General features: G+C 66.7%; 23 protein-coding genes. 8 read left to right on the top strand and 15 right to left on the bottom strand.

From position 1 onward, the window contains the following. Nucleotides 1-52: 52 nt before the first annotated feature. Nucleotides 53-1,525 (bottom strand): MDR family MFS transporter, encoded by a 1,473-nt coding sequence (locus tag OG326_RS14550; RefSeq protein WP_327145163.1) that lies wholly within the window; start codon nucleotides 1,523-1,525, stop codon nucleotides 53-55. 91 nt (nucleotides 1,526-1,616) lie between these two features. Between OG326_RS14550 and OG326_RS14545 the strand changes: the two genes are divergently transcribed. Beyond that, nucleotides 1,617-2,192, top strand: coding sequence for a TetR/AcrR family transcriptional regulator (locus OG326_RS14545; protein WP_327145162.1), 576 nt, complete (start codon nucleotides 1,617-1,619; stop codon nucleotides 2,190-2,192). Between the two features lie 331 nt (nucleotides 2,193-2,523). Here OG326_RS14545 and OG326_RS14540 read toward each other — a convergent pair whose 3' ends face one another. Continuing rightward, nucleotides 2,524-2,757 (bottom strand): DUF3039 domain-containing protein, encoded by a 234-nt coding sequence (locus OG326_RS14540; protein WP_327145161.1) that lies wholly within the window; start codon nucleotides 2,755-2,757, stop codon nucleotides 2,524-2,526. A 164-nt stretch (nucleotides 2,758-2,921) separates the two neighbouring features. Between OG326_RS14540 and OG326_RS14535 the strand changes: the two genes are divergently transcribed. Continuing rightward, entirely contained in the window at nucleotides 2,922-3,272 is a 351-nt protein-coding gene (locus OG326_RS14535; protein ID WP_327146488.1) for a DUF3099 domain-containing protein, read from the top strand. Here the strand turns inward: OG326_RS14535 and OG326_RS14530 are convergent. Further along, on the bottom strand, nucleotides 3,243-4,520 hold the full coding sequence (locus OG326_RS14530) for an MFS transporter (protein WP_327146487.1): 1,278 nt from the start codon (nucleotides 4,518-4,520) through the stop codon (nucleotides 3,243-3,245). The genes OG326_RS14535 and OG326_RS14530 overlap by 30 nt on opposite strands. A 364-nt stretch (nucleotides 4,521-4,884) precedes the next feature. Between OG326_RS14530 and OG326_RS14525 the strand changes: the two genes are divergently transcribed. Continuing rightward, nucleotides 4,885-5,877, top strand: coding sequence for a GlxA family transcriptional regulator (locus OG326_RS14525; RefSeq protein ID WP_327145160.1), 993 nt, complete (start codon nucleotides 4,885-4,887; stop codon nucleotides 5,875-5,877). After that, a complete protein-coding gene (locus OG326_RS14520) occupies nucleotides 5,874-6,614 on the top strand; it encodes a VOC family protein (RefSeq protein WP_327145159.1) in 741 nt (246 codons plus the stop codon). Before OG326_RS14525 ends, OG326_RS14520 begins: the two co-directional genes overlap by 4 nt. A 7-nt stretch (nucleotides 6,615-6,621) precedes the next feature. On the opposite strand, the gene OG326_RS14515 is transcribed toward OG326_RS14520, so the two are convergent. From OG326_RS14515 to OG326_RS14495, 5 genes are read right to left on the bottom strand one after another with little or no spacing between them, the layout of a single operon-like run. Next, nucleotides 6,622-7,191: a F0F1 ATP synthase subunit B family protein gene (locus tag OG326_RS14515; protein ID WP_327145158.1), complete on the bottom strand. Its 570-nt coding sequence runs from the start codon at nucleotides 7,189-7,191 to the stop codon at nucleotides 6,622-6,624. Next, nucleotides 7,191-7,697: a F0F1 ATP synthase subunit B gene (locus tag OG326_RS14510; RefSeq protein WP_327145157.1), complete on the bottom strand. Its 507-nt coding sequence runs from the start codon at nucleotides 7,695-7,697 to the stop codon at nucleotides 7,191-7,193. The genes OG326_RS14515 and OG326_RS14510 overlap by 1 nt, the downstream gene beginning before the upstream one ends. An 8-nt stretch (nucleotides 7,698-7,705) precedes the next feature. Continuing rightward, complete coding sequence (locus tag OG326_RS14505) at nucleotides 7,706-7,963, bottom strand: F0F1 ATP synthase subunit C (RefSeq protein WP_327145156.1); 258 nt, start codon at nucleotides 7,961-7,963, stop codon at nucleotides 7,706-7,708. A gap of 42 nt (nucleotides 7,964-8,005) precedes the next feature. Continuing rightward, nucleotides 8,006-8,770, bottom strand: coding sequence for a F0F1 ATP synthase subunit A (gene atpB / locus OG326_RS14500; protein WP_327145155.1), 765 nt, complete (start codon nucleotides 8,768-8,770; stop codon nucleotides 8,006-8,008). A 26-nt stretch (nucleotides 8,771-8,796) separates the two neighbouring features. Continuing rightward, complete coding sequence (locus OG326_RS14495) at nucleotides 8,797-9,177, bottom strand: hypothetical protein (RefSeq protein WP_327145154.1); 381 nt, start codon at nucleotides 9,175-9,177, stop codon at nucleotides 8,797-8,799. Nucleotides 9,178-9,537: 360 nt separating this feature from the next. Here OG326_RS14495 and OG326_RS14490 point away from each other — a divergent pair, with 360 nt between their 5' ends. Together OG326_RS14490 and OG326_RS14485 are read left to right on the top strand one after the other, a co-directional pair. Further along, nucleotides 9,538-11,073: a DUF7782 domain-containing protein gene (locus OG326_RS14490; protein WP_327145153.1), complete on the top strand. Its 1,536-nt coding sequence runs from the start codon at nucleotides 9,538-9,540 to the stop codon at nucleotides 11,071-11,073. 459 nt (nucleotides 11,074-11,532) lie between these two features. Further along, nucleotides 11,533-12,501 carry a sigma-70 family RNA polymerase sigma factor gene (locus OG326_RS14485; protein ID WP_327145152.1) on the top strand — a complete coding sequence of 323 codons (969 nt, stop codon included), beginning with the start codon at nucleotides 11,533-11,535 and terminating at the stop codon, nucleotides 12,499-12,501. Between the two features lie 79 nt (nucleotides 12,502-12,580). Here the strand turns inward: OG326_RS14485 and OG326_RS14480 are convergent, their stop codons facing one another. The 3 genes from OG326_RS14480 to OG326_RS14470 all read right to left on the bottom strand — a co-directional run bounded on the left by OG326_RS14480 (nucleotide 12,581) and on the right by OG326_RS14470 (nucleotide 16,896). Continuing rightward, nucleotides 12,581-14,677, bottom strand: a complete 2,097-nt coding sequence (locus OG326_RS14480; RefSeq protein WP_327145151.1) for an amylo-alpha-1,6-glucosidase — start codon at nucleotides 14,675-14,677, stop codon at nucleotides 12,581-12,583. After that, nucleotides 14,674-15,918: a glycosyltransferase family 4 protein gene (locus OG326_RS14475; RefSeq protein WP_327145150.1), complete on the bottom strand. Its 1,245-nt coding sequence runs from the start codon at nucleotides 15,916-15,918 to the stop codon at nucleotides 14,674-14,676. The genes OG326_RS14480 and OG326_RS14475 overlap by 4 nt, the downstream gene beginning before the upstream one ends. A 156-nt stretch (nucleotides 15,919-16,074) precedes the next feature. Continuing rightward, nucleotides 16,075-16,896, bottom strand: a complete 822-nt coding sequence (locus OG326_RS14470) for a helix-turn-helix domain-containing protein (protein ID WP_327145149.1) — start codon at nucleotides 16,894-16,896, stop codon at nucleotides 16,075-16,077. Between the two features lie 86 nt (nucleotides 16,897-16,982). Between OG326_RS14470 and OG326_RS14465 the strand changes: the two genes are divergently transcribed. After that, a complete protein-coding gene (locus OG326_RS14465; RefSeq protein ID WP_327145148.1) occupies nucleotides 16,983-17,834 on the top strand; it encodes an SDR family NAD(P)-dependent oxidoreductase in 852 nt (283 codons plus the stop codon). On the opposite strand, the gene OG326_RS14460 is transcribed toward OG326_RS14465, so the two are convergent. Beyond that, a complete protein-coding gene (locus OG326_RS14460) occupies nucleotides 17,824-18,396 on the bottom strand; it encodes a TetR/AcrR family transcriptional regulator (protein ID WP_327145147.1) in 573 nt (190 codons plus the stop codon). The genes OG326_RS14465 and OG326_RS14460 overlap by 11 nt on opposite strands. A gap of 135 nt (nucleotides 18,397-18,531) precedes the next feature. On the opposite strand from OG326_RS14460, the gene OG326_RS14455 reads away from it, so the two are divergent. Then, a complete protein-coding gene (locus OG326_RS14455) occupies nucleotides 18,532-20,061 on the top strand; it encodes an MDR family MFS transporter (RefSeq protein WP_327145146.1) in 1,530 nt (509 codons plus the stop codon). 84 nt (nucleotides 20,062-20,145) lie between these two features. Here OG326_RS14455 and OG326_RS14450 read toward each other — a convergent pair whose 3' ends face one another. The 3 genes from OG326_RS14450 to OG326_RS14440 form a co-directional block, all read right to left on the bottom strand. After that, nucleotides 20,146-20,598, bottom strand: coding sequence for a hypothetical protein (locus tag OG326_RS14450; protein ID WP_327145145.1), 453 nt, complete (start codon nucleotides 20,596-20,598; stop codon nucleotides 20,146-20,148). 132 nt (nucleotides 20,599-20,730) lie between these two features. Further along, nucleotides 20,731-23,493: a phosphoenolpyruvate carboxylase gene (gene ppc / locus OG326_RS14445; RefSeq protein ID WP_327145144.1), complete on the bottom strand. Its 2,763-nt coding sequence runs from the start codon at nucleotides 23,491-23,493 to the stop codon at nucleotides 20,731-20,733. Between the two features lie 57 nt (nucleotides 23,494-23,550). Next, on the bottom strand, nucleotides 23,551-26,229 hold the full coding sequence (locus OG326_RS14440; protein ID WP_327146486.1) for a bifunctional acetate--CoA ligase family protein/GNAT family N-acetyltransferase: 2,679 nt from the start codon (nucleotides 26,227-26,229) through the stop codon (nucleotides 23,551-23,553). Nucleotides 26,230-26,242: the final 13 nt, after the last annotated feature.

Genomic DNA, 26,242 nt, shown 5'->3' with positions numbered 1-26,242 from the left:
GGGCTACTACCTGGACTTATGACAAAGCAGTCATATCACGAAGGCATCGATCTCAGACTTCGACGGGCTCCGCATCAGGTGCGGCGGTCCGGTCCTGCGCCGGCAGGGCGGCTCGGCCCGGAAGCAGCAGGCAGAGCGGGACAGCCGCGATCGTGAACGCGGTAGCCCACCAGAAGGCGTGACCGAAACCCGAGGCCAGGGCCGCCGGAGTGTGGGCGCCGGCTGCGGTGCGCTGCAGGATCATTGCGAGCACAGCGGTCCCCGCGGAGCCGCCGATCTGCTGGGCGACGCGGCTGATGCTGGAACCCTGCGGGATCTCCTCCGGCCGCAGTCCGACGAAGGCGCCGCCCATCAGTGTGATCATGGCCGCGCCCAATCCGGCGCCGCGCACGAAAAGCACTGCCATCAGGGCGATATCGCTCGTACTCGCGGTGACGAAGCAGAACGGCACGGTGGCCGCGCAGGTGAGGACGAAGGCGACGATGGCGACCGGGCGCGCCCCGAAGCGATCCATGTACCGGCCCGCCAGCGAGCGGGAGACGAGGGTGCCCAGGCCCTGCGGGATGAGCAGCAGCGCCGCGCCGAGGGCGTCCTCACCACGCACCTGCTGCCAGTACAGCGGAAGCAGCAGCATGGTTCCGTACAGCGCGCCGCCGGTCAGGAAGACCAGCGCCGACGACGCGGCGAGCGAGCGGTGACGGAAGAGCCGGATATTGATCAGGGCGTCCGATCCGCGCCGCAGCGCCCAGCCGACATATCCGGCGAGCAGGGCCAGCCCGGCGATCAGCGGCAGCGCTACCTCGAGGCTCGCGAATCCAGCGGATCCACCGAGCTGGGTGAGGCCGAAGATGACAGCGGCGATGCCGGGCGAAAGCAGCAGCATGCCAACAACATCCAGGCGGGAGCCGGGGCGGGGACTGTCCTCGGGGAGGTTGCGCAGGGCCAGGTAGCCGCCGACGACACAGAACGGCACATTGAACAGGAAGATCCAGCGCCAGTCGCCCAGGTGCAGAATGATGCCGCCCAGCACCGGGCCGAGGACCGGACCCAAGGCGGTGGGGACGGTGATCAGTGACATGACCTTGCCGATGCTGCGGTCCTTGGCGGCCTGCATGATCAGCGTGGTCATCAGCACCATCATGATGCCGCCGCCGATGCCCTGAACGACGCGAAAAGCGATGAGGCTCGGGACATTCCAGGCCGCAGCGCACAGCAGTGACCCGAGGAAGAACATTCCCAGGGCGGCGATCCACAGGCGTTTGCCGCCCAGGACCGACTGCGCCCATCCGACCGCCGGCATGGTGGCGGCCAGGGCCAGCAGATAAGCGGTGCTCACCCACTGGATGGTGCCGAGCGAGGCATGCATCTGCCCGGCGAGGCTGTTGATGGCGACGCTCATGATCGTGGTGTCGAAGATGACGGCGAGCGCGCCGATGATCAGGGTGAAGGTCAGGCGCCGCAGGGCCGGGTCGAGGCGATCGGACTCTGCGGGGAGAGGTGGCGGTGGGACAGCGCGGGCGTTCACGTGGCTCCTTAAGGTAGAGACGTCTATCTTATTTCTGCCACAGTACCGCGCTACGATAAGATAGACAACCCTCTCTAAAGGAGAATCATCGATGCCCGAGCGACGGCGCGGAGCCGAATTGGAGCAGGCGCTTCTCGACGCGGCCTGGGACGAGCTCAGCGATCACGGCTACGCCAGATTCACCGTGGACGCCGTCGTCAAACGCGCAGGCACCAGCCCTTCCGTTCTCTACCGCCGCTGGGCCGATCGCAATGAACTCATCCGGGCCACGATCGCCCACATCCTGCGCAAGTCCCGCCTCGACGTCCCCGACACCGGCAGCCTGCGCGGCGACGTCCTCACCCTCATGCGCGAGATCAACGCCACCCGCGTCCAACTCTTCCTCGTCATGAGCGTGCAGCTGGCCAGCTACTACCAGGAGACCGGAATCAACCCCAGCGATCTGCGCGACCCCCTCGCCACCGGCCGACAGGAAGCCGTAGACGTCCTCTTCGACCGCGCCGCCGCCCGCGGCGAACTCACCCCCGAACACCTCACCGACCGCATCAAATCCCTCCCCTTCGACCTACTCCGCAACGAATTCGTCACCACCTTCGCCCCCGCCCCCGACCACGTCCTCGAAGAAATCGTCGACACGATCTTCCTCCCCCTCCTGCACCACACCTGACCTCACAGCAGTTTCTCGCGGACACCGAAAAGTGTTGGACCACTGCGGTTTAGGCTCCAGCTTTGCGCGGCGCAGTTCACCGGGAGAGCCACCGTGAAGTACAGCGAGTCGGTCAGGGCCGAGGAGTAGGGCGCTTCCGAGAAGTCGGGGATCGGCCCGGTGCGTAGGTGCAGACGTTCAGGTATTCCTCGCGGACCTGTGCCGCGGTATGCAAGTGCCGCCATCGCCGCATGGGAACCCTTGGCGGGCACGCGCTGAAACTTCGCGACAGCAAAGAATCGGCATCGAGGGTATCCAGCGACCCTCGATAGCCGATGACGACGAAGCGGAACTAGTCCTTCTTCATCATTTCGTACACACGCTTGCACTCCTCGCAGACCGGGGAGCCGGGCTTGGCGGAGCGGGTCACCGGGAAGACCTCGCCGCACAGGGCCTGCACGAAGGTGCCCATGACGGCGCTTTCGGCGATCTTGTTCTTCTTCACGTAGTGGAAGAATTTGGGGGTGTCGTTGTCCGTCGACTCGTCTGTGGTCGTCTCCGGACGTACCAGGGTGTCTGTGCTCACGCACTCCATGATGCCAGGCCTGGCGGGCGAGGCAACCGACATGTGCATTCGACGGGCGGTAGTGCAAGACTCGAGGTATGCAGCGTGATGGGGATTCAGACGCCGGCGTCGGCGGCGGCGATGATCGCCCCGAGGTCGAATTCCGTCCAGCCGGTTCGAATCCCATGCCGGAGCGCAAGCCCGCGGGCTTCTTCCGAGGTGAGAAGGAACAGCCCACGCTGATCACCGAGGCCGCGGTCTCACTGGAACAGCAGCATCACAATCGGGTCCGCCGGTACACGATCATCATGGCCTTCCGCATTCCCTGCCTGGTGCTCTCCGCCGTCGCCTACAGCATCTGGGGCAACTGGGTCATCTCACTGCTGATCATCGGCGTCTCCATTCCGCTGCCGTGGATCGCGGTGCTCGGCGCCAATGACCGGCCCCCGCGCAGCAAGGACGAGCCCAGCCGCTGGGACGGCCGGCGCAATCAGAAGGCCCTCGACTCACGCCCGCACAATGCCATCGACGGCTGACGGCTCCACCCGCTTACGCCGGATACTCGCCGACATGAGCGCGGCGAATCCGCACAGCCCGCCCGCGATGTACCAGGCCAGGGTGTAGCTGCCCTGCACGTCCCGGATGATGCCCGCGCCGACGGCCGCGATCGCCGCACCGACCTGATGCGAGGCGAAGACCCAGCCGAAGGCGACCGGTCCGTCCGCACCGAAGTGCTCGCGGCACAGGGCGACCGTGGGCGGCACGGTGGCGATCCAGTCCAGGCCGTAGAAGACCACGAATGCCCACATGCTCGGCTGCACATCGGGCCCGAACAGATTGGGCAGGATCAGCAGCGACACCCCGCGCAGGGAGAAGTACGCCACCAGCAGATACCGCGAGTCGACCCGATCGGTGAACCAGCCCGAGGCAATGGTCCCCGCCACATCGAACAGCCCGACCAGCGCGAGCAGCCCGGCGGCCGTGGTGGCGGGCATACCGTGATCGTGCGCGGCACTGACAAAATGCGTGCCGACCAAACCATTGGTGGATGCACCGCAGATAGCGAAACCGCCTGCCAGCAACCAGAATACGGGCTTGCGCACCACGGTGAACAACACGCTGAGCGCCCGTCCGGCGCCGCCCACGGGCGCGGTGCGCACACCGACCGCACTGCCCGGCTCGGCGCCGTACGCGGTGACGCCCACATCACTCGGGAAGTCGCGAATGAACAGCAGCACCAGCGGCACCACCACCAGCGCGGCGCCCGCCACCAGCAAAGCCGGTGTGCGCCAGCCGTGATCGCCGGCGAGCCGCGCGATCAGCGGCAGGAAGACCAGTTGCCCGGCAGCACCCGCGGCGGTGAGCACACCGGTCACCAGCCCGCGCTGGCGCACGAACCAGCGGCCGGTGATGGTGGCGACGAACGGCATGGACATGGACCCGGTACCGATGCCCACCAGCAGCCCCCAGGTGGCCACCAGCTGCCACGGCTGCGTCATGAACACGGTGAGCCCGCTGCCCGCGGCAATGAGCAGCAGCGCGCTCGCCACCACCCGGCGAATCCCGAACCTGTCCATGAGCGCCGCCGCGAACGGCGAAATCAGCCCGTAGAGCAGCACATTCACCGAAACCGCCGCACCGATGGTCCCGTGCGACCAGCCGAATTCGTCGTGCAGCGGCTCCATGAGCACACCGGGCACCGAGCGGAAGGCGGCCGCGCCGATCAGCGCGACGAATCCAACAGCCGCGACAATCCACGCCGGATGCACTCTGCCGCCTGCCATCCCCCAGGACGGTTTCGGCGCACCGAGTACTGATTCCACCGGCCGTGCCGCTCCGAAGTCGGCACTCCGACCCGACGCCCCGCCGGCATGCGGCCGTTGCGCCACCGCACTATCCGATTGCCGCGGCGCTTGGCCAGTCCCGTCGAACGGCGGCTCGGCCACATCACCCTGCTGCGGCTCGGCCGCCGCTCCATCCGCTGCTGCGGTGTCCCGCGAAGCGGCTGTGCGGGAGGTCAATTCGATGACGGGATCGGTACCCAGTTCACTCACCGTTCGAGCGTGCCGGACTTCGCACTCGCGCACGAGTGGCCTGACTGACACAATGCGTCAAGATCTGGCCAACGTAGTGGAGAGGGAGAATCCGATGCCCACACCTCATCTGGTGGCGGTGCTCGCGCTGGAACCCGTTGTCGGATTCGATATGACGATCCCGCCCATGGTGCTCGGCTCGGCAGTCGACGATGCCGGAGACCCGCTGTACGAGGTGCACGTCTGCGGGGCACATCCCCGCGGTATCGCCACCACGACGGGTTTCACCATCGTTCCGGAATGCGGGCCGGAGCTACTGGCCCGCGCGGATACCGTGATCGTGCCCGGCACCCGGATATCGGGACCGCGCACCCAGGGCGTGCTGCCACCGGAACTGGCGCCGGTACTGGCCATGATCCGGCCGGACGCGCGGATCGTCTCGATCTGCACCGGCGCCTTCGTACTCGGCGCGGCGGGCCTGCTGGACGGACGGCGCGCGACCACCCACTGGCAGTTCGCGGAGATGTTCCGATCGCTCTATCCGGCTGTGCTGCTGGATGAGAACCTGCTCTTCGTCGAGGACGGAAACGTCTGGACCGCAGCCGGTCTCGCGTCCGGCATCGATCTGTGCCTGCATCTGATCCGCACCGATCACGGCAGCGCTGCCGCCAATCGCGTGGCCCGCTACTGCGTGGTGCCGCCGTGGCGCGAGGGCGGCCAGTCCCAGTTCATCGAACAGCCCATGCCCGAACCGGGCGCCGAGGGCACCGCGCCGACCCGCATGTGGGCACTGCACCATCTCGACCGCGAGCTGGACCTCAATTCCCTTGCCGCGCACGCCTGTATGAGTGTCCGCACCTTCACCCGGCGCTTCAAGGCCGAGACCGGTATGGCGCCCGGCGCCTGGGTACTGCAGCAGCGACTGCGGCATGCCCGGCATCTACTGGAGACCACCCGGCTGGCAATCGACGAGGTGGCGCGGGCCGCCGGCATGGGGACCGCCGCCTCACTGCGCCATCACATGCGCTCCGAACTGGGCGTGCCGCCGCTGGCGTATCGCAAGACCTTTCGCGAAGAATGGAAGCGGGAACAATGGGAGACAGCATGATTCGGTGGCTCTGGGCCTTCATCGACCGCCCCGCGGCGCAATTCGGGGACTGCGCCGAATTCTGGACCACGGTCACCGGCACCACACTGTCGCCCACCCGGGGCGAGCACGACGAATTCGTCACGCTGCTACCGGATTACGGCGCGCCCACCGTGAAAATGCAGACCATCGACGGCGAATCGCGCGTGCACCTCGATCTCGACGTCGACGATGTCGTGGAGGCCACCGAGCGCGCGGTACGACTCGGCGCCACGCTGGTCGGGGATTACATTCTGACCGAGCGCATCGGCTACTCCGTCCTGCGGTCTCCGCACGGAATGACCTTCTGCTTCACGCCTTTTCGCGACGGCGCCGGCGCCCTCGCGCCCACGGTCACCGGACCGGCGGGCGGGCGCAGCCGACTGGATCAGGTCTGCCTGGATATCGGCGCCTCCGACTACGGCATCGAGGCGCGCTTCTGGGCCGATCTGACCGGCTGGGCCTGGCGGCCCGGCAGTCTGCCGGAATTCGCCCGCCTGTCCGCCCGGCCGGGCGTGCCGATCGACCTACTGCTGCAGCGGCTCGGCGAGGACCGGCCCACCGCCGCGCATCTGGATCTGGCCTGCACCGATATCGAGGCCACCGCCGACTGGCACGAAACGCTGGGCGCGCGGCGGATCGAGCGGGGCAGCCGGTGGCTGGTCATGACAGATCCGGCCGGTCAGACCTATTGTCTGACCGGCCGGGAACCTGCCTGAGCTGGTGTCAGTTCGCACCGGTCTGCGGCTGCTGCCGCGCGGCCGGAGCTGAATTGGCCAGCATTTCGAGATCGTCGAGGAAACGCTCGATGCTCTCGGATCGGGCCTGCGGTGTGCCGACCTGCTCGCGCACCTTTTCCTCGGTGAGGGCGAGCATGGCGGCCGACAGGTCGGCCTCCAGATCGCGCATCATCTGCCTGCGGAACTGCAGGATCTGATCGCGGCCGACACGGCGGACACGTTCGACCTCCGCGGTAGCCGCCTCACGCATCTGCGCAATGATGCGATCGGCGTCGGCGCGGGCTTCCTCGCGCATGCGCTCGAGTTCGGCCTGCGCCTCGGCGACCGCGCTGTCGTAGGCGGTTTTGGCCGCGGTCAAACGCTCCGCTGCCGCTTCGCTCTCTTCGAGCTGCCGCCTGATGGTGTCCTGTGCCTTGTTCATCGTCTTCTTCACGAAGGGGAGAAGGTATTTCACGAAAAGCCAGATGATAACGACGAAACCGAATAGCTGACTGAAGAAGACGGGCCAGTCGAAGGTGATGTTGTAGCCTTCGGCGAGCACGCCGGTCGTTGGCATCAGGGCGTCCCCCGTCCTCTCTGATTTCCGGCACTGGACCGGGGACGATTCTTGACGCCGAGCATGCGATCAGCCAGATTCTGGGCCAGCGGTTCGACGGATTCACGGAGTTCGGCAGCAACCTGATCAGCCTCGGCACGCAGTTGTGCCGTGGATTCCGCGACGATGTGATCGGCCTCGCGCTGGGCCTCGCCGCGCAGCTCCTCGAGAATCTCCCGGCCTTGTGCCCGTGCGTCATTGCGGATTTCCGCCGCTTCCGCACGGGCCTTGTTGAGGGCCGTCTGATACCGGTCCTCGGCCTCGGTGAATATCTCGGTCGCCGACTTACTGATCTTCGCCGTCTCCTCGACCCGCGCCTCCCGTTCCGCCAGCACCTTACGGATCGGCGGAACAACGAAAATCCAGATGACTCCGAGCACGATCAGGAAGATCGCCAGCTCAACGAAGAAGGTGCCGTTGGGGATCAGGAAGTTCCCCGCGGCCTCCACATCTGTTCTCGGAGACATGATTTCGTCTACTTACCGGGAGTTGCGAAGACGAAGAGCGCCATGAACGCCAGGTTGATGAAGTAGGCCGCCTCCACCAGACCGACGGTCAGGAAGAAGTTACCGCGCAGCTTGCCTTCGGCTTCGGGCTGACGGGTGACGCCATTGATCAGCGCGGCGCCGGCGAGACCGTCACCGATTCCCGCACCGATGGCACCGCCCGCCAGAATGATGCCGCCGCCGATGAGAGCGCCCTGGACGATACTCGCGGTTGCTGGATCTGCCATTTTTCACTTCCTTTTGAGATTGCCACCGAACAGCGGTGCCGATCAGTGATTTTCACTCTCCAGCGACATCGACTGGCTGAAGTAGAGAACGGTCAGCAGGGAGAAGATGAATGCCTGGATGGCGCCGACGAAGAGGTCGAACATCTTCCAGATGGCATTCGGGCCCCAGCTGATCCAGAAGGGGAACAGCGTGATCACCGAAATCATCACACCGCCGGCGAACATATTGCCGAAGAGTCGCAACGAAAGCGACAGCGGTTTGGCGACTTCCTCGATCACATTGATGAAGATCATGCCCCAACCGGCATGGCCCTTGAGAGTCTGTTTGAGGTGATTGGCCGGACCGCGCCGCCAGACACCGGCGGCCTGGTAGGCGATGAACACGAAAAGCGCCAGGGCATAGACGAAGTTGACGTCCGAGGCCGGAGGCGCGATCAATTCGCCCGAGCCGTACTGCACCGGCAGCACCGACAACCAGTTGGAGAGCAGAATGAAGGTGAAGAGGGTGACGGCCAGGGGCAGCGCGAACGGCGCGACCTTCATGCCGATGGCGCCCTCGACCTGATTGCGCATCTGGACGGTGACGGATTCGAAGAACAACTGCACCCCGTTGGGGACGCCCGAGGTTATCTTGATCCGCAGGTAGAAGGCCAGACCGAGCACGATCAGCGCGGCAACGGAGGTCGACACAATGGTGTCGATATTGAAGTCCAGGCCGAAGAAGTGCGCGGTGACGTGGTCACCGACATGAATCTTCGACGGCGCCGCTGGAGCATCTTCGGCGCTCAGGGTCACATTTCCGGTCATCTGGGCAATCGAAGCGACGGAATGGCTCATGGCTGCTGTCGAAGGCCTTTCACTTCGGGCACCACCGTGTGGAGCACAAGAATCAATTGAAAGACGGCCAGCCCGAAGAAGATACCGACACCGTACGGACGCGTGAAGAACGCGACGACTATCGACAGGCCCGTCAGTATGAGCAATCGCGCCGCCGAGGAGAGCGCGAGCTTCTGTTTGCTAGGAGTTTCCGCATCGGTGATGCGAACAATAGACATCCACGTTATTTGCGCATTGATCCCACCGAGTGCCAGTCCGGCGCACATGAATACGCCCAGCATCAATCGATCAAGCGCACCGGTGGCCATCAGAGCCAGTATGCCGAAGACGATTGCAATTGCCGCCGCCCGCCGCATCCGGAGCCTGTTGACGTCCACTTATCGACACCGCCTCGCCCTCAATCCCACCTCGTAGTGGGGCTGTGCATGATCAGTAGCATACACAGACGAACCCTGTTGCGTAGCAGTATTTTTGATCTTCAAAATGTTGATCTTGAAAGGCTGGAACGCCTTTCAGCGACATTTCAGCGACCATTCTTCTATATCGCTGCCGCGCAGCATTTTACGCTCCATCCCCGGTCAGAGACTACGGTTCCATTCAGAATCACCGCAGTTCGTCATGCACTCCCGACAACACGGCCTACAGACAGTTCGGGGCGAACGCTATGGGGCTGGACAGCAGACCGAATCGGGGCCAGCGCGTCGGTCCGAACGGCACCGGTGGCAGAGTTCGATGCCATGCCGACGAATCGATCCCTCGACCAGCGCTCGACGACCGCCTCGTCCCTGCTCGCCGACCTCGCCCCGGATCTGCGCACCGCGCTGACCCGGGTCGGATACGGCTCCGACAATCTTGTCGCGGCACTCGGGGACGCGGCGCACGCGGCGCTGTGGCGCTCCGAGCCGGTACCGGTGCGCCGCGCCGCCCGCGACGCCGGAGAGCTCGGTACCCTCATCCGCCTACTGCTGCTCGGCGATCCGATGCCCGAGCGCGAGGTCGCCGCCGCACTGGCGCCGGTAGATATAGAGCGCGCCATCGCCGCCGGACTCCTGGAACGCGACGGCGACGAGGTGCGCGCCGCCCTGGACCTGCGCCCGCTCGATCTCGGCGAGGGCACCCGCTGGGTGCTGTCGGACCTCGACGACTCCATGCGCCGGCGCACCCTCGACGCCGATCACGTGCTCGGCGTCGGTCAGGCGTCACTGTCGCTCCTGCGCGCCACGCCCACCCGTCCGGTCGGCACCGTGCTCGACCTCGGCACCGGCTGCGGTGTGCAGGCCATTCACGCGAAGTCCTACGGGCGCACCGTCACCGGCACCGATGTGAACAGGCGCGCCCTGTGGCTGGCCGCGGCCACCGCCGCGCTCAATGATCTGGATATCGAGCTGTGCGAAGGCTCCTGGTTCGAACCGGTCGCGGGACGCCGCTTCGATCAGGTCGTCGCCAATCCCCCGTTCGTGGTCGGCCCGGCGCGCGTCGAGCACACCTACCGGGACTCCGGGCTGGCGCTGGACGGTGCGAGCGAACTCGTCATCTCCGGCATACCGGACATGCTCAATCCCGGTGGCACCGCGGCACTGCTGGCCTCGTGGGTCCATATCAATGGACAGGACTGGCGCTCCCGCGTCGCGAGCTGGCTGCCCGACCATGGCATCGATGCGTGGATAGTGCAGCGCGACATCGCCGATCCGGCCCTGTACGTCGGAACCTGGCTGCGCGACGCCGGATTGGATCCGCGCGAGCCGGCGGCGCAGGCGCGGGCCGAACAGTGGCTGGAGGCCTTCTCCGCCGCCGAGGTCGACGGCATCGGATTCGGTGTCGTCTATATGCGCGATATAGACGGGCCCACCGAAATGCTCGCCGAGGACCTCACGCACCCCTTCGAGGATCCGCTCGGGCAGGAGACCCATCGCTACTTCGAGCGCTCGGCGTGGCTGCGCGCCGTCGCCACCGATCCGGGCCTGGTGCTGTCCTCCCGCTTCGAGGTCGATCCGGTCACCGCGCTGGAGCGGGTCTCGCTGCCGGGCACGGAGGGTTGGCAGCAGCGGGTCGCACGGCTGCACCGCGGCGACGGGCCGCTCTGGCAGCACGAGGTGGACGACACCACCGCGGCACTGCTGGCCGGGATGCGCCCGGACGGACTGCCCTTGAGCGAGCTCGTGGAATTGCTCGCCTTCAGCGATACCGGCGATGCGGCCACTCCCGAGTTCGAATCGGCGGTGCTGGGTGTGGTGGTCAGCCTGGTTCGTCACGGGCTGATCCATCCGCGCTGAGTTCCTCTCCCTGCGCGCTGAGTTCCTTCGCGCCGCACCTTCCTCGGCCGCCGCGCATCCCTGCCCGGCGGCCGAGTCGTTTCCTGGCCGTGACCTGGCGTTTATCTGCGTAAAGTGAGCTATCTCATGTTTCGAACGCCGCCGGCGGGTACCTCGGGGAGGCCGCCGAACCGCACAGCACCGGAACATCCGCTCGAACGAACGCCGGCAATGCAAGGCCCGTACACACGTATTCGGTTGCCGCGCTCCGAAGTTCGACGCCGACGGCGGCAACTCACCGGACATCGGCAGCCGCCGACCGCAGGCGCGCGTTCCCCGGTACGCACGCTTCTCAGGAACTTCTCAGCCGTGGGTCGCAAAAACCGCAGCTCAGATACGGTTTATGTCCGCCGCTGCGGGGAACTTTCCTGATGTCGGGCCCGTTGTACGGAGCGAGACACCACCGACAGGAGGCAAGTCATGACAAGCCCCGCCACCACTGACGTGCGCATCAGCGAACAGGACCTCGACGCCGCAAGCCCCGCCGCCGACTTGGTACGCGTGTACCTGAACGGAATCGGCAAGACGGCGCTGCTCACGGCTGCCGACGAGGTCGAGCTGGCCAAGCGCATCGAGGCGGGCCTCTACGCTCAGCACCTGCTGGAGACGACCAAGCGATTGTCCGCGCCCAAGAAGAAGGATCTCGCGATCCTCGTGCGCGAAGGTCAATCCGCTCGCCAGCACCTGCTCGAAGCCAACCTGCGCCTCGTGGTTTCTCTGGCCAAGCGATACACCGGCCGCGGCATGCCGCTGCTGGACCTGATCCAAGAGGGCAATCTTGGTCTGATCCGCGCCATGGAGAAGTTCGACTACACCAAGGGCTTCAAGTTCTCGACGTACGCCACCTGGTGGATTCGTCAGGCGATCACCCGCGGTATGGCCGACCAGAGTCGCACCATCCGGCTTCCCGTCCACCTCGTCGAGCAGGTCAACAAGCTGGCCCGCATCAAGCGCGAACTGCATCAGCAGCTCGGCCGCGAGGCCACCGACGCAGAGCTCGCCCACGAGTCCGGCATTCCGCAAGAGAAGATCGCCGATCTGCTCGACCACAGCCGCGACCCGGTGAGCCTGGATATGCCGGTGGGCAATGACGAAGAGGCCCCCCTCGGCGATTTCATCGAGGATTCCGAAGCCACCTCCGCCGAGAACGCCGTCATCGCCGGCTTCCTGCACCGTGACGTCCGCGTGGTCCTGACCACCCTGGACGAGCGCGAACAGCAGGTCATCCGCCTGCGCTACGGCCTCGACGACGGCCAGCCCCGCACCCTCGACCAGATCGGCAAGATCTTCGGCCTCTCGCGCGAGCGGGTCCGCCAGATCGAGCGCGAGGTCATGTCCAAGCTCCGCAAGGGCGAGCGCGCCGACCGCCTCCGTGCCTACGCCAGCTAGCAACCTCAGCGGCCGACCGAATTCCGGTCGGCCGCTTTCGTTTTCCCGCTCGCGACCTGTCACGCCCGCTCGCGACCTGTTACGCCTGGATGAGTTGCCAGTCGTCGGGCAGGCCCTCGACGGAGATCGTGGTGCCCTGCGCCTCGATGGTCACCGTCGCCGTGCCCAGTCGCAGATCCGCCAGTCGTACCCGGCCCGCTCGATCGGGTAGCCGGGGTGCGACCGTCAGGGTGCGGTGCGGGACGTCGGGGACGAGGCCGAGGAACGAACGCATCAGCAGGAGTGGGGCCGCGCTGGACCACGCCTGGGGTGAGCACGAGGTGGGATACGGGATGGGGGAACGGAATTCGGTGCGGGGGAACCCGCAGAAGAGTTCCGGCGGGCGGGCGTCGAATTCCGCGATGGCTTCCAGCAGACCGCCTGCCAGTCGTTCGGCCAGTTCCAGGGCGCCCGGAATGTGCCGGTAGCGCAGTAGGCCCGCGACGACGATGGCGGTGTCGTGCGGCCAGACCGATCCGGTGTGATAGCCCATCGGGTTGAAGCGGCGGGCCGTCGAGGAGAGGGTGCGCAGGCCGAAGCCGCTGTCCATATCCGCCCCGCCTAGGCGTTCGATGAGCGCGGCGGCGTGTTCGTCGTCCACAATGCCGGTCCACAGGCAGTGGCCCGGATTGCTGGTCACGGTGTCGACCTGCTGCTTGGCCCCGTCGAGGGCGAGTGCGTAGCGGCCCGCGCCCGGAATCCAGAAGGCTTGTCCGAACCGCTGTTTCAGCTCCGCGGCTTGTTCGCGCAGCCGCCGCGCGGTGTCGACGTCACCGAAGGCCTCGGCCAGATCGGCGCGGCCCTGCCGGGCGGCGTAGACGTACCCCTGGACCTCGCACAGGGCCAGGGGTGGATCGGCGAGGTGGCCGTCCGCGAAACTGATGGCGTCCCAGCTGTCCTTCCAGCCCTGATTGGCCAGCCCGCGGTCGGTCTTGCGCCGGTATTCGACAAATCCGTCGCCGTCGCTGTCGCCGTAGGTGTCGATCCAGGCCAGCGCCGCGTCCGCGGCGGGCAGCAGATCCCGGATCGCGGCCGGATCGACTCCCCACCGCCAGCATTCGGCGAGCAGCATGACGAAAAGCGGTGTGGCGTCGGCGGTTCCGTAATAGACGCTGCCGCCGAGCACCGCATCGCCGCCGGGGCCGTGCCGCATCTCGTGCATGATGCGGCCGGGCTCCTCCTCGGTGAGCGGATTGCTCTGTGTGCCTTGCAGTTTCGCCAGCTGCCGGAGTGTGCCCAGGGCCAGATCCGAATCCAGCACCAGCGCCATCCACGAGGTGAGCAGGCTGTCGCGGCCGAACAGCGCCATGAACCACGGCGCACCCGCGGCCACATAGGCGGTGCCGCCGCCGGGATCGTCCATCCGCAGCGCACCGAGATCGCTCTCGGTGCGCTGCAGAATGGCGTTCAGACCCGCACCGCTGGCGGTGAGGCTGGTCGCGGTGGCCCGCCACTGCCGAATCTTGTTGGACGGGTTGTCATCCGAATCGTCGTCCAGATTCACCGTGACGGCGTGGTGCCCGATGATCGGCTGACACAGCACCACGGTCTGCCAGCTGGAATGCCGTGGCACCACGATCCGCCAGCTCAACGATCCCGGCTGCGCGGCCGGATCACCACTGGCGATGACGACCAGCCCGCGCCCCGAATCATTGCGGTCGGTCAACCGGAGGGTGCCCTCCGCGGTGGCGAGTTCACAGCTGCCGCTGTGCACCCGCCCCTCCTTGACCGCGAACAGATCGGCGAAATCGGAGTCGGCGATGAGGGTGACCGTCATCGCCGTGTCTTCATCGCCGAGATTGTGCACCGTGATCGTTTCGCGCATTCCCTCGCCGATCATCCGCCGCCGCGATACCAGCACCGTGGCATCGGCCACCCCCTGATTCGGGGGCTTGCGTGTCACGAAGCGGGCCCGGAACGCCTCGGCCATCATGACCGAAAGGTGTTCCGGCGGATGGCCGTCCAGCCGCAGCTCCCAGCGCGCCAGCAGCCGGGTGTCCCGGTAGAACAGCCCCTGGGCGGAACCCGGATGGATATCGCCCAGTTGATCGGACAGACAGAAGGTGCCGGCCTCCACCAGGGTGACGATGCCACGACCGTCGACCGGTGAGGGAGGGCCGGCGTTGAAAATGCTCACCCGCGACTCCTACTCACGACATCCGGCGGTGCGATCGCCGGTGTCCTGATTACCGCATGATCGCCGGCGAAACGTAGCGGTACCCGCTTCGAAAGGTCGCCTATGGCTCCGTAATACGCCGCTTCGTAACCCTGCACGAAGCGGGTGGAGGCGAACAGCCGCTCCACGCGCGCCCGGCAGGCATGCGGGTCGATCTCCCCGGCCCGGGCGATCGCCTCGGGCAGTTCGGCGGGATCCTCGCAGATCCAGCCGGTGACACCGTGTTCGATCACCTCCGCGACCGCACCGCCGCGCAGGGCGATCACCGGGGTGCCGCACACCATCGCCTCGATCATCACCAGGCCGAACGGTTCCTCCCACTGGATCGGGAACAGCAGGCAGCGCGCGCCCGCCAGCAGTTCCCGCTTGGCAATGGCGTCGGCCTCGCCGAAGACCTGATCGGCGTCGGTCAGCAGCGGGCGGATGCACTGCTCGAAGTACGCCTTCTCGGGCGGCTCATTGCACTTACCCGCGAGAATCAGCCGCAGACCGGCGGCATGCGCGGCCTCGAGCGCCAGATCCGGTCCCTTGGACGGGGCATAACGCCCCAGGAACAGGCCGTAGTCCAGTTTTTCGGTGCGGAACGGCCATTCCTCGGGCCGAATCGCATTGTGGACGCGGGTAATCCAATTGAGGTCGGGGGCCAATTCCCGCTGCCGATCGCTGATGGCGATGAGATTCACGCTGTGGTCGAAGGCCTGGTAGTACTCATACATATCGGGCTCGACGGGTCCATGGACGGTGACCACCGTGGGGATTCCCAGCATCCGGTAGGCCGCGGCATTGAGCGGACCGGCGAAAGTATGGTCGTGCACGATATCGACCGGGTCTTCGGCATGCAGTTCTTCGATAATCCGGCAGGCCCGCATCGCATTGACGATTTCCGGGAACGTCTCGCCCAGACGTGCGGTCTGCACCTCGTCCCACACCCGGATGAACCGGGCGTTCGTTCCCGCTCGACCTGCTCCGAGCAGGGTCACCCGGTGTCCTCGCTCGACCAGTGCGTCGGCCAGCGTCGCCACCATCGCCTCGACGCCGCCGTATCCGGCGGGCGGGATGTCGAAATACGGCGGCGCCACCAGAACGATGTGCAGCGGCCGCTCGTAGAAGTCGCCGTGCGCGAGCTGTGAAACAGAATTCGGACGCCCCAGCAGGGCGTCGATCGAATCCGAGAACAAAGAGTCCGAAAGGTCGAAAGTCATTCCAATCTCCTCGTCGTTGAGGTCTGGATGCTTATCGAAAACCAGCTCCGGTCTCGTCGGGCGTGGTTGCCTCCCTGTCGAACAGCGGATGCGGACATATGTCGTGGTAGTGATTACCGCGACATCAACTTCGCAAACATTACTCTTTTCATATCGCTACCCGGCGAGGGTGGTCACCGATTGGCACGCGGTAGGTTCGGGCAGCTTGCCCTTGAAGAACCGATCCGGCGTCACGCCCATGAGCGACCGGAAGTCGGCGGTCAGGTGGGATTGGTCGTAATAGCCGGTCGCGACGGCGATATCGGACCAGGGCGTGTTGCCGGCGGCGCCGATCACCTGGCGGACCCGGGTGATGCGGGCATAGTGCTTGGGCGAGACGCCGACGCCGGCGGTGAAGAGATTGCGGAGTTGCCGTTCGCTGACCGCGAGGCGGGTCGCGACGTCCCGCAGCGGCGTGGCATCGCCGTCGATGGCCGCGACGGCCGAATCGAGCAGGCGGCGATGCTCGCGGCGGGTGGCGCTTTCGGAAAGGACCTGCGGGAGAGTCGATTCCAGGAACGGCACGACGTCGTCGAGGTCCATGCCGGTGATCTCGCGCGCGAGATCGGCTGCGGGGCCGGGCATATCCACCAGACGCAGGACGCGGTTGGTGAGATCGGTGGCGGCGACACCGAACAGGGGCAGAACGGCGCCCGGGGCCAATCGCAGGCGCAGACAACCGGCGGGCTCCTTCGCACCGGCGTAGGTGGCCCGCGTGCGGGGGCCCACGACCAGGGCGTCACGGCGGCCGGACGGTTCGGTGCGGAGCACCAGCGTGGTGACGGCCTGCGGCACGTGGGTGAAGTGTGTGGGCACGTGCGTGAGCACCGGAATGCGGCCGACCTCGGCGATCCACGGGCGCAGCGACTCCGGGGCGGGGAGCGACTCCTCGAAGCCGTCTGCGGTCTGGACGGCTGCCGAACTCTGCACGACGGTCACCGCATCCACTGTAGGCGGGGCGCGCGCCCCGGAGTGTGCCGGTTTTTCCTAGAGTGCGGCCGGGCGGGCGCGGCATCGTTGTGGCCATGATCGTAATCACCGGTGCCACGGGCACCATCGGCAGTGAAGTTGTCCGGCAATTGGTGGCGCGGGGAGTGAAAGTCCGTGCGGTGACCCGCGATCCGGAGCAGGCGCAGCTGCCCGCCGAGGCCGAGGTGGTCCAAGGCGACTACGCCGATACCGCATCGATGGCGGCGGCATTCGCCGGAGCGGAGGCGGCATTCCTGGTCGGTCTGCTGGGTCCGGACTATGTCGAACTGGATCAGGCTCTGGCCGCGGCCGCCCGCGATGCCGGCGTGCGGCGGCTGGTGAAGCTGTCGGCCATCGGCACCGGCACCGCCGATGTCGGCATGGTCGGCACCTGGCATGTTCCCGGCGAGCAGGCGGTACAGAACAGCGGGGTGGCGTGGACCATCCTGCGCCCCAGCAGTTTTGCCACGAACACCCTGAGCTGGATCGCCCCGATCCAGGCGGGTCAGCCGGTCCCGAATATGTCCGGGGACGGTACGCAGGGTGTCATCGATCCCCGCGATGTCGCCGCGGTCGCGATCGAGGCGCTGCTGTCGGACGCGCACTCCGGCCGCATCTACACCCTCACCGGTCCCGAAACATTGAGCACACACGATCAGGTGGCCGCGCTGGCCGCGGCCCTGGGCCGTCCGATCGAGGTCGATGACATACCGCTCGAGGCGGCGCGCGATCTCATGGTGGCGTCGGGCCGGTCTCCGGAGTTCGCGGACGGCGCCCTGCAGGGCCAGGCGTATGTGCGCGCGGGCGGCAATGCCATTGTCACCCAGGATGTTCGGGAGGTGCTCGGCCGCGCACCGCGCAGCTATGCCGAGTGGGCGCGCGACCATGCCGCCGCCTTCACTTCGTAACGAGTGCGCCCCAACCGGTTTCGAGTAGCTCGAAGATGCGGGTGAGATCGGCTGCGGGATCGGTGCCGCGCCGCGCCACCTCCAGCGCCCCGAATACGAAGTGCGCCAGTGCGATCACCTCGATATCACCGGGATCGCGGCCCAGATCCGTGGCAATGGCCTGGGCCAGTGCGCCCTCGTGCCGCTGCCACATCCGCCGGAAGTAACTGGAGAGCGCGGGCGTGCTCTCTACCAGCTGCATGAACCCGTGCATCTCCGCCGATTCGGCGGGCCGGGGTGTGGCCAGGAAGGCATCGCGCAGCCCCTCGAGCACGTTCTTTCCCGGCGCGCGATCGCGGACGGCCGCCACCAGGCCCTGTTCGCGATCCGCGTCGAGATCGAAGACGAGCGATTCCTTCCCGTCTGGGAAGTGCGCGAAGAGCGTGGGCACCGACACCTCGGCCGCCTCGGCGATCTCCTTCACGCTGACCGCGTCGTAACCGCGTTCGAGGAACAACCGCAGCGCGGCATCGGCCAGGGCCGTGCGGGTCTGTGCCTTCTTGCGCTCGCGAAGTCCGGTCATGAGCACACCCTACCGATGTTTCCTTAGTCATACAATTTTCTGAGCGGTTGAATTTCTTAACTCGTTATGGTTTTCTGGAATCACACGGGCGCCGATCGGCACCCGAACCAGACCTCAACGAAGGGAGGGACCGCCATGACCACGCTTTCCGCACCGCAGACGGCACCGCGCAATGTGCGCTGGATCCTGCTGGGCGTCATGCTGGCGATGCTGCTCGGCATGCTCGACAACATGATCATCGGCACCGCCATGCCGACGATCGTCGGCGAACTCGGCGGCCTCGAACACCTGTCGTGGGTGGTATCCGCGTACACCCTGGCCACCGCCGCCTCCACACCCATCTGGGCGAAGCTCGGCGATCTGTTCGGCCGCAAGAACAACTTCCTGGCCTCGATCGTCATCTTCCTGATCGGTTCCGGCCTGGCCGGCGCCGCGCAGAACATGGATCAGCTCATCGGCTTCCGCGTACTGCAGGGCATCGGCGCGGGCGGCCTGGCAGCGGGCGCGTTCGCCATCATCGGCGAGCTCATCCCGCCGCGGGAGCGCGCCAAGTACATGGGCATGACCGCCTCGGTCATGGCGCTGGCCACCATCGGCGGCCCACTGGTCGGCGGCTTCGTCACCGATCACGCCGGCTGGCGGTGGGCGTTCTACCTCAATCTGCCCATCGGCTTGATCGCACTGGTGTGGTGCTACACCACGCTGCACCTGACCGCCCGGCGCCCGAATGCCAAGATCGATTACCTCGGGGCGGCGCTACTGACCGTCACCATCTCCGCGATCGTGCTCGTCACCACCTGGGGCGGCACCCAATACGCGTGGGACTCACCGCAGGTGCTCACGACGATCGCCGTCGCGGTGCTCGGCCTGCCCGCGTTCATTTGGTCGCAGACCCGCGCACCGGAACCGATCATCCCGCTGAGCCTGTTCACCAACCGCAACTTCGTGCTCACCTCGGTGCTGTCGGTGGTGGTCGGTGTGGCCATGTTCGGCGCGGTCAGCTTCCTGCCGCTGTTCCAGCAGACCGTGCAGGGCGCCTCGGCCTCGAACTCCGGACTGCTGCTGTTGCCGATGATGGTGCCGATCATCGCGGTCTCGCAGATCGCGGGCCGGGTGATGAGCAAGACCGGGCGCTACAAGATCTTCCCGATCCTCGGTGGTGTTCTGCTCACCGGCGGCAGCATTCTGCTGGCCACCATGGACACCGGCACCAGCCGGCTCGCCTCGGGCATCTATATGGCGATGCTGGGCGCGGGCTTGGGCTTCCTCATGCAGATGACGGTGCTCATCGCACAGAACAGCGTGGAGATGAAGAACATCGGCGCCGCCTCGGGCACCGCGACCCTCTTCCGCACCCTGGGCGGATCGTTCGGCGTGGCACTGTTCGGCGCGCTGTTCAACCGGCAGATCACCGCCGCGATGACCGGACACGGTGGCCACGGCGGGCAACTCGATCCGGCGAAACTGGGTTCGCTCCCCGCCGCCCTGCGTGATGCCTATCTGCACGGGGTGGCCTCGGGCATGCACAGCATCTTCACCTGGTCCGCCGTGCTCTGCGCGATAGGCCTGGTCGCGGCGCTCTTCCTCGTCGAAGTTCCGCTGCGCCAAGCGGGTCCGCCCGCTGCGGCCCCGGCGCAGGAGCCGGAAAAGGCACCGGCGCAATAACTTCGGAGCCTCTCTCCCACCGAGCCCTCGGCCCGCACCCGATCCGGGTGCGGGCCGTCCGACCAGCTGTTCACCTCACCACCGTCAGGAGCCCGCACTGCCGGAGCCGATGCTGCCGCCGCCTCCACAACCGGAGGGAGTAGCCGCCGGAGCAGCGGGCTGCCCGGCGGCGGCGATCACCTCCACCCTGACGGACTTGGCTACTCCCGCCTGAGTCGCGGTGATCGTATGTGTCCCGGCGCTGGTGGGCGTCCAGTCGATAATCACCAAAGCCCCGGTGTTCTGGCTCGTCGTCGGCCTGCTGCCGATGCACGATCCGTTGTCACGGAACATAACCGGCTGGGAGTCGAAGTTCTCCGCCTTCGCTCGTAGTTGATAGGTGGATCCCACCACCAAGGTGCCGCCACCCGAGCTCACGTCCAGCTGCGTGACGTCGGCGAAGGCAGGCGGCGCGACAATTGCCGCCACAGCGGCAATTGTCATCACACCTGTTATGCCCCAGCCGATTCGACGACCCGTCACACTGCCTGCATTCATCAGCCACTCCTGTTCGCTGCCCTCCGGACGAGGGTCGACGAACTGTAAGCGTTCGGAGTGTGTGAAATGTCCGAATTTCAGAGAGTAGTGTGCCCCCAATTATCCGGGCGCGGATCCTGAATGTCCCCGGACCTAGCCAGAATTGCGCAGGGCTGTGGACAGGCCGTTCATGGTGAGCAGGATGCCGCGTTCCACCAGTTCGGAGTCGTCTCCGGCGCGGCGGCGGCGCAGCAGATCCACCTGTAGTTGATTGAGGGGTTCGAGGTAGGGGAAGCGGTTGTGGATGGATTCGGCCAGGGCCGGGTTGTCCGCGAGCAGTTCATCGGTGCCGGTGATGGCGGCGTGCATGCGCACGGTGCGGGTGAACTCCTCGCAGATCATGCCGAAGATGGTGTCCCGCAGCGCTTTATCGGGAACCAGATCGGCGTAGGTCGCGGCGATATCCATATCCGCCTTGGCCATGACCTGCGCCAGATTGGACATGATGGTGCGGAAGAACGGCCAGCGCCGGTAGAGATCGGACAGTGCGTCCAGGCGGGCCGGATCATCCCCGATCCACTGCTCGAAGGCGGTGCCGGTGCCGTACCAGCCGGGCAGCATGACCCGGGACTGGCTCCACGCCATCACCCAGGGAATGGCGCGCAGGTCGTAGACGGAGTTGGTGGGCTTGCGGGAGGCGGGCCGGCTGCCCAGATTGAGGTCGGCGACCTCCGCGATAGGCGTTGAGGCACGGAAGTATTCGACGAATCCGGGGGTTTCGTGCACCAGTCGCGCGTACGCCTGGCGAGCCAGCTCGGCCAGCTCGTCGAGAACCTCGTAGGAGGCTTCAGCCTCGCCGCCCAAACCCTCCACATCGAGCAGGGTGGATTCCAGGGTGCCCGCGACCAGAGCCTCGAGATTGCGGTACGCGGTACCCGGATCGGCGTATTTGGTCGAGATGATCTCGCCCTGTTCGGTCAGGCGCAGTGATCCGCGCACCGCCCCGGCGGGCTGAGCGAGGATGGCGTCATAACTGCGACCGCCGCCGCGGCCGACGGTGCCACCGCGACCGTGGAAGAGCCGCAGTCGAATTCCGGTCTTGCGGGCGGTATCCACCAGATCCAGTTCGGCCCGGTACAGCGCCCAGTTGGCGGCCAGGTACCCGCCGTCCTTGTTCGAATCGGAGTAACCGAGCATCACCTCCTGCTGCATACCGCGCGCCGCGACCAGGCGCTGATAGGCGGGCACCTCCAGTGCCGCGGACAGGATTTCGGCGCCACCGCGCAGATCGTCGATGGTCTCGAACAGCGGCACCACACCGACCGTGCTGGACGGCGGGGTGTTCGCATCACCGGGATCGAGAATGCCCGCTTCCTTGAGCAGCAGCGCCGCCTCCAGCATGTCGCTGACCGAGGTGCACATGCTGATGATGTAGTTGGGCACGGTGTCCGGGCCGAGATCGTCGATGGCGCTCCTGGCGGCGCGCACCACCGCGAGTTCCTTCGCCGCCAGCTCGCTGAGCTGTGCGGTGGGCCCGACAAGCGGTCGGCGCGTGGTCAATTCGGCCGCGAGCAATGCCACCCGCTGTTCCTCGTCGAGCGAGGCGTAGTCCGAATGCACTCCGGCCCAGGCGAACAGCTCGGCCACCACCTGCTCGTGCATTTCCGAGTTCTGCCGCAGATCCAAACCCTGCAGATGAAAACCGAAGGTCTCCACCGCACCGCGCAGCGCGGCCAGTTGATCATCGGCGAGCAGGCCGTCACCGGAAGCGCGCATGGCGGCGTCGACCACATTCAGATCCGCGAGCAGCTCCTCGGGCCCGGCGTACGGCTCGGCGACGACATCTATTCCCTCCGAAGGGATTTCGCCGAGCGACCGGCGCGCCGCGGCACTGAGCCGAGCCCGGATGGCACGCAGTGCGCGGCGATACGGTTCATCGGCACGCTGCGGGGAGTCATCGAATCCAGCTCCGGCCAGCGCCGCGAGCTCCGGCGTCACCGGTACCAGCCGCGCCGACTGCGACATCGACTTCTCGAGCTCCACAATAGATTTCAGATACCGCTCGAAGACGAGGGCACCCGCCCGATGGGTGGCGCGGTGCACCACCTCCGCGGTCACGAACGGATTGCCGTCCCGATCACCGCCGATCCAGGAGCCCGGACGCAGGATCGGGCGTGCGAGCAATTCATGCTCCGGCCAGCGCGACCGCAGCGCCGCCCGGACCTCGTCATTGATCTTCGGAATGACCTCGAACAGCGTGAGGTCGTAGTACCGCAGGCCGACCTCGATCTCGTCCTGAATCCGCAAGCGCGCCAACCGGATCAGTGCCGCACGCCACAGCTGCAGCACCTGCCGCCGGATATCGGTGTCGATGACCGCGAACTCGGGTTCGTGCTCGCTGTAGCGCTGACGCTGCCGCATGAGTTCGGTGATGCGCGACTGCACATCGAAGATGGTGCGCCGCCGGGTCTCGGTCGGATGCGCGGTGATGACCGGAGAGACCAGGGCGTCGGTCAGCAGATCGACGACGGTATCGGCCGCCGGCGGGGCGGCGTCGAGCTTGCGGTAGGTGGCCGCCAGGCTGGAATCCTGCGGCAACTCCCCCGCCGCGATGTGCACGGCGCGGCGGCGGTCACGCTGCAGGTCCTCGGCCAGATTGGCCAGCAGCAGAAAGTGACTGAAGGCGCGGATCACCGGAATGGCGGTGTGGATATCGACACCGCGCAGCATGTCGGCGACCGCGCTGCGCTCCACCTCCGACCGGCGCACCTTGAAGGCTTCCACGCGCACCCGCTCGATGAGGTCGAAGACCTCCGGGCCCTCGTGGTCGCGAATGGTGTCCCCGAGAATCCCGCCCAGGAACCGGATATCGTCGCGTAGCGGCGCGGTGGCCGTCTCGATCTGATCTTCTCGCACTACGTTCACCTCTCCACACAGCGAATTTTGTTGGTTCTCAACCCATTCGTGCTGTTCTCAACCCATCCGGCGCGGACCGCTTTCGAACCTGTTGGGTTCCGGCCCGATGCGTACCCGTCCGTAGAGCACCGCGGCGCCCTCCGGTGAGGCCATAATGGGCTCGCACTGCAGTTCCCGCACCTCGGGCAGGTCATCGCAGAGCGCCGAGATGCGCTGTGCCAGTTCGGCCAGCGCATCCTTGTCCACCGGCTTGCCGATATCACGCCCGCGCACGGTCCCCGAGAGCAGCGGGGCAGCGCGCGGCGCGTCGATCAGCTCCGCCGATTCGTCCTCGGTCAGCGGCAGTGCCCGGTACACCCGGTCACCGAGCAGATCGATAATGGTGCCGGACAGGCCGAAACTGATCACCGAGCCGAACGACGGATCGTCCTGCACCCGGAAGCCACAGCCGACGCCCTTGGTGGCCATGCGCTGAATGTGCACCGGATTACCGGAGATCTCGGCCAGTTCGGTGAAGGCCCGCCGCACCTCGTCCGGACGCCACAGATCCAGCCGCACCCCGGTCAGGTCGGGCCGGTTACGCCAGATCTCCCCCGTCGCCTTGGCGGCCACCGGATATCCGAACTGTTCGGCGGCCAGCACCGCGGTCTCGGCGTCGAGCACCTCCCGGAATTCCACTATGCGAATTCCGTAGCAGCCCAGCAGTTCCGCGGCCTCCAGATCCGGGAGCCAGTGATCGGTCTCGGAGGACATCCATTCGGTGACCAGTTCGCGAGCCCGAACAGTGTCGGCACCGTCGGGGCGCGAGACCTGAGATACCGGCCGCGTGCGCCAATCGGCGTAGCGGCGCACCCGGGCCAGCGCCCGGGCCGCGCGCTCCGGATCGCCGTAGGACGGAATGGATCCGCGCTCCAGCATGCCGCCGGGCCCGCGGGTCGCGAGCAGGTTCGACATGCCCTGATCGGCGACGAAGGTGGTGAGAACCGGTGTGGCCGGATCCGATTGCGCGCCCGCCCGAATGGCCTCGGCGAAGGCCGCCACGGCGACCGGCACCGGCGGCGAGTAGACGACGATGACCGAATCCACCGTGCGATCGGTGACCGCCGCGGCCACCGCCGTCAGGAAGTCGGCGGGACCGGCCTGCGGCCCCAGGTGAATGGGCTCCTGCACGGTGAGCCCCTCACTGCGTCCCGCATCGACCGCGAGCCAGTTCAGGGCCGCGCTATTGCCGATCACCGCCAGCCGCGGCCCCGCCGGCAGCGGTTGATAGGCCAGCAGCATGGCGCAGTCGAAGAGTTCGGTGATCGAGTCGACCTGGATGATCCCGGCCTGCGCGAACAGATTGCGCACCAGCGAGCGGTCCAGATCCTGCTCCCCCTCCACCCGCACCACATTGCGGCCACTGCTCACGGCCACAATGGGTTTGGTGCGCGCCACCCGGCGGGCGATGCGGGAGAACTTGCGCGGATTGCCGAAGGTCTCCAGATACAGCAGCACCACATCGGTGCCGGGATCGCTGTCCCAGTACTGCAGCAGGTCATTGCCGGAGACATCGGCGCGATTACCGGCCGAGACGAAGGTGGACAGCCCGAGCTGCCGCGCCGCCGCCTCACCCAGGATCGCCGCACCCAATGGTCCGGACTGACAGAAGAATCCGATGCGCCCGCGTCCGGGCAGCACCGGCGCGAGGGTGGCGTTCAGGGCAACAGCCGGATCGGTATTGGCGATCCCCAGCGCGCTGGGCCCCACCACCCGCATGCCGTGCGCGCGCACGGCGTCGACGAGTTCGCGTTCGGCGTCGTAGCCGTGCGGGCCGGTCTCGGAGAAACCGGCGGTCAGCACCACCAAACCCTTGACGCCCTTGGCCATACAGTCGTCGAGCACCGACCCGATTTCGGCCGCGGGCACCGCGATGACGGCCAGATCGACCTCATCCGGAATATCGCGCACGGTCGGATAGGCGCGCACGCCGCGCACCGCGGTGCGCGTGCGATTCACCGGAAACACCGGACCCTGGAATCCACCCGACAGCAGATTGGCCAGCACCGCGCCGCCGACCCGGGTGCCGGACGGGGTCGCGCCGATGACCGCCACCGAGCGCGGCGTCAGCAGATTGCCGACACTGCGCGCCTCCGAGGCGTGTTCGCGCGAATCCCGTACCGACTGCAGGGCTTCGGTGGGGTCGATGGCGAATTCCAGGTGCAGCACCGAACCGTCGCGACTGCGCTGCACCTGATATCCGGCATCCCGGAACACCTGCACCATGGCATTGTTCTCGGCCAGCACCTCGGCGACGAAGGTCTCGATATCGTTCTCGGCGGCAGCCCCGTTGAGATGCTCGAGCAGAATGGAACCCAGGCCCCGGCCCTGATGGTGATCGGCGACCACGAACGCCACCTCCGCCGAACGCGGTCCGGGCCGATCGGGCAGATACTCGTAGCGGCCGACCGCGATGATGTCGTCGCCGAGCTCGATGACCAGGCCCACCCGGTCGCGGTAGTCGACATGGGTGGTGCGGTACAAGTCCTTCGGCGTCATCCGCGGGTACGGCCCGAAGTAGCGCAGATAGCGCGTGCGGTCCGACAGTCCCGTATGAAAGCGCTCCAACCCGGCCGCGTCCTCGGGCGTGATCGGGCGCAGCCGCACCACACCGCCGTCGGAGGCCAGCACGGCGGCGAACCAATGTTGCGGTGGCGGCGGCGGATTCGCCGGGGTGCCGGGCGTGTCCGCCGGCAGTAGCGGCGGGGTC

The sequence above is a fragment of the Nocardia sp. NBC_01327 genome (assembly GCF_035958815.1).
Lineage (GTDB): Bacteria > Actinomycetota > Actinomycetes > Mycobacteriales > Mycobacteriaceae > Nocardia.
Note: the sequence above shows the minus strand (reverse complement) of the source record. Positions and strands in the feature narration are given on the sequence as shown.

Excerpts from the sequence above, each read along its gene's own strand:
- OG326_RS14515 (WP_327145158.1), bottom strand. The coding sequence starts at position 7,191 with ATGCCAACGACCGGCGTGCTCGCCGAAGGCTACAACATCACCTTCGAC.
- OG326_RS14510 (WP_327145157.1), bottom strand. The coding sequence starts at position 7,697 with ATGTCTCCGAGAACAGATGTGGAGGCCGCGGGGAACTTCCTGATCCCC.
- OG326_RS14450 (WP_327145145.1), bottom strand. The coding sequence starts at position 20,598 with ATGAATGCAGGCAGTGTGACGGGTCGTCGAATCGGCTGGGGCATAACA.
- OG326_RS14485 (WP_327145152.1), top strand. The coding sequence starts at position 11,533 with ATGACAAGCCCCGCCACCACTGACGTGCGCATCAGCGAACAGGACCTC.
- OG326_RS14525 (WP_327145160.1), top strand. The coding sequence starts at position 4,885 with ATGCCCACACCTCATCTGGTGGCGGTGCTCGCGCTGGAACCCGTTGTC.
- OG326_RS14530 (WP_327146487.1), bottom strand. The coding sequence starts at position 4,520 with ATGGCAGGCGGCAGAGTGCATCCGGCGTGGATTGTCGCGGCTGTTGGA.
- OG326_RS14455 (WP_327145146.1), top strand. The coding sequence starts at position 18,532 with ATGACCACGCTTTCCGCACCGCAGACGGCACCGCGCAATGTGCGCTGG.
- OG326_RS14545 (WP_327145162.1), top strand. The coding sequence starts at position 1,617 with ATGCCCGAGCGACGGCGCGGAGCCGAATTGGAGCAGGCGCTTCTCGAC.
- OG326_RS14465 (WP_327145148.1), top strand. The coding sequence starts at position 16,983 with ATGATCGTAATCACCGGTGCCACGGGCACCATCGGCAGTGAAGTTGTC.
- OG326_RS14535 (WP_327146488.1), top strand. The coding sequence starts at position 2,922 with ATGCCGGAGCGCAAGCCCGCGGGCTTCTTCCGAGGTGAGAAGGAACAG.
- atpB (WP_327145155.1), bottom strand. The coding sequence starts at position 8,770 with ATGACCGGAAATGTGACCCTGAGCGCCGAAGATGCTCCAGCGGCGCCG.
- OG326_RS14520 (WP_327145159.1), top strand. The coding sequence starts at position 5,874 with ATGATTCGGTGGCTCTGGGCCTTCATCGACCGCCCCGCGGCGCAATTC.
- OG326_RS14505 (WP_327145156.1), bottom strand. The coding sequence starts at position 7,963 with ATGGCAGATCCAGCAACCGCGAGTATCGTCCAGGGCGCTCTCATCGGC.
- OG326_RS14460 (WP_327145147.1), bottom strand. The coding sequence starts at position 18,396 with ATGACCGGACTTCGCGAGCGCAAGAAGGCACAGACCCGCACGGCCCTG.
- OG326_RS14490 (WP_327145153.1), top strand. The coding sequence starts at position 9,538 with ATGCCGACGAATCGATCCCTCGACCAGCGCTCGACGACCGCCTCGTCC.
- OG326_RS14475 (WP_327145150.1), bottom strand. The coding sequence starts at position 15,918 with ATGACTTTCGACCTTTCGGACTCTTTGTTCTCGGATTCGATCGACGCC.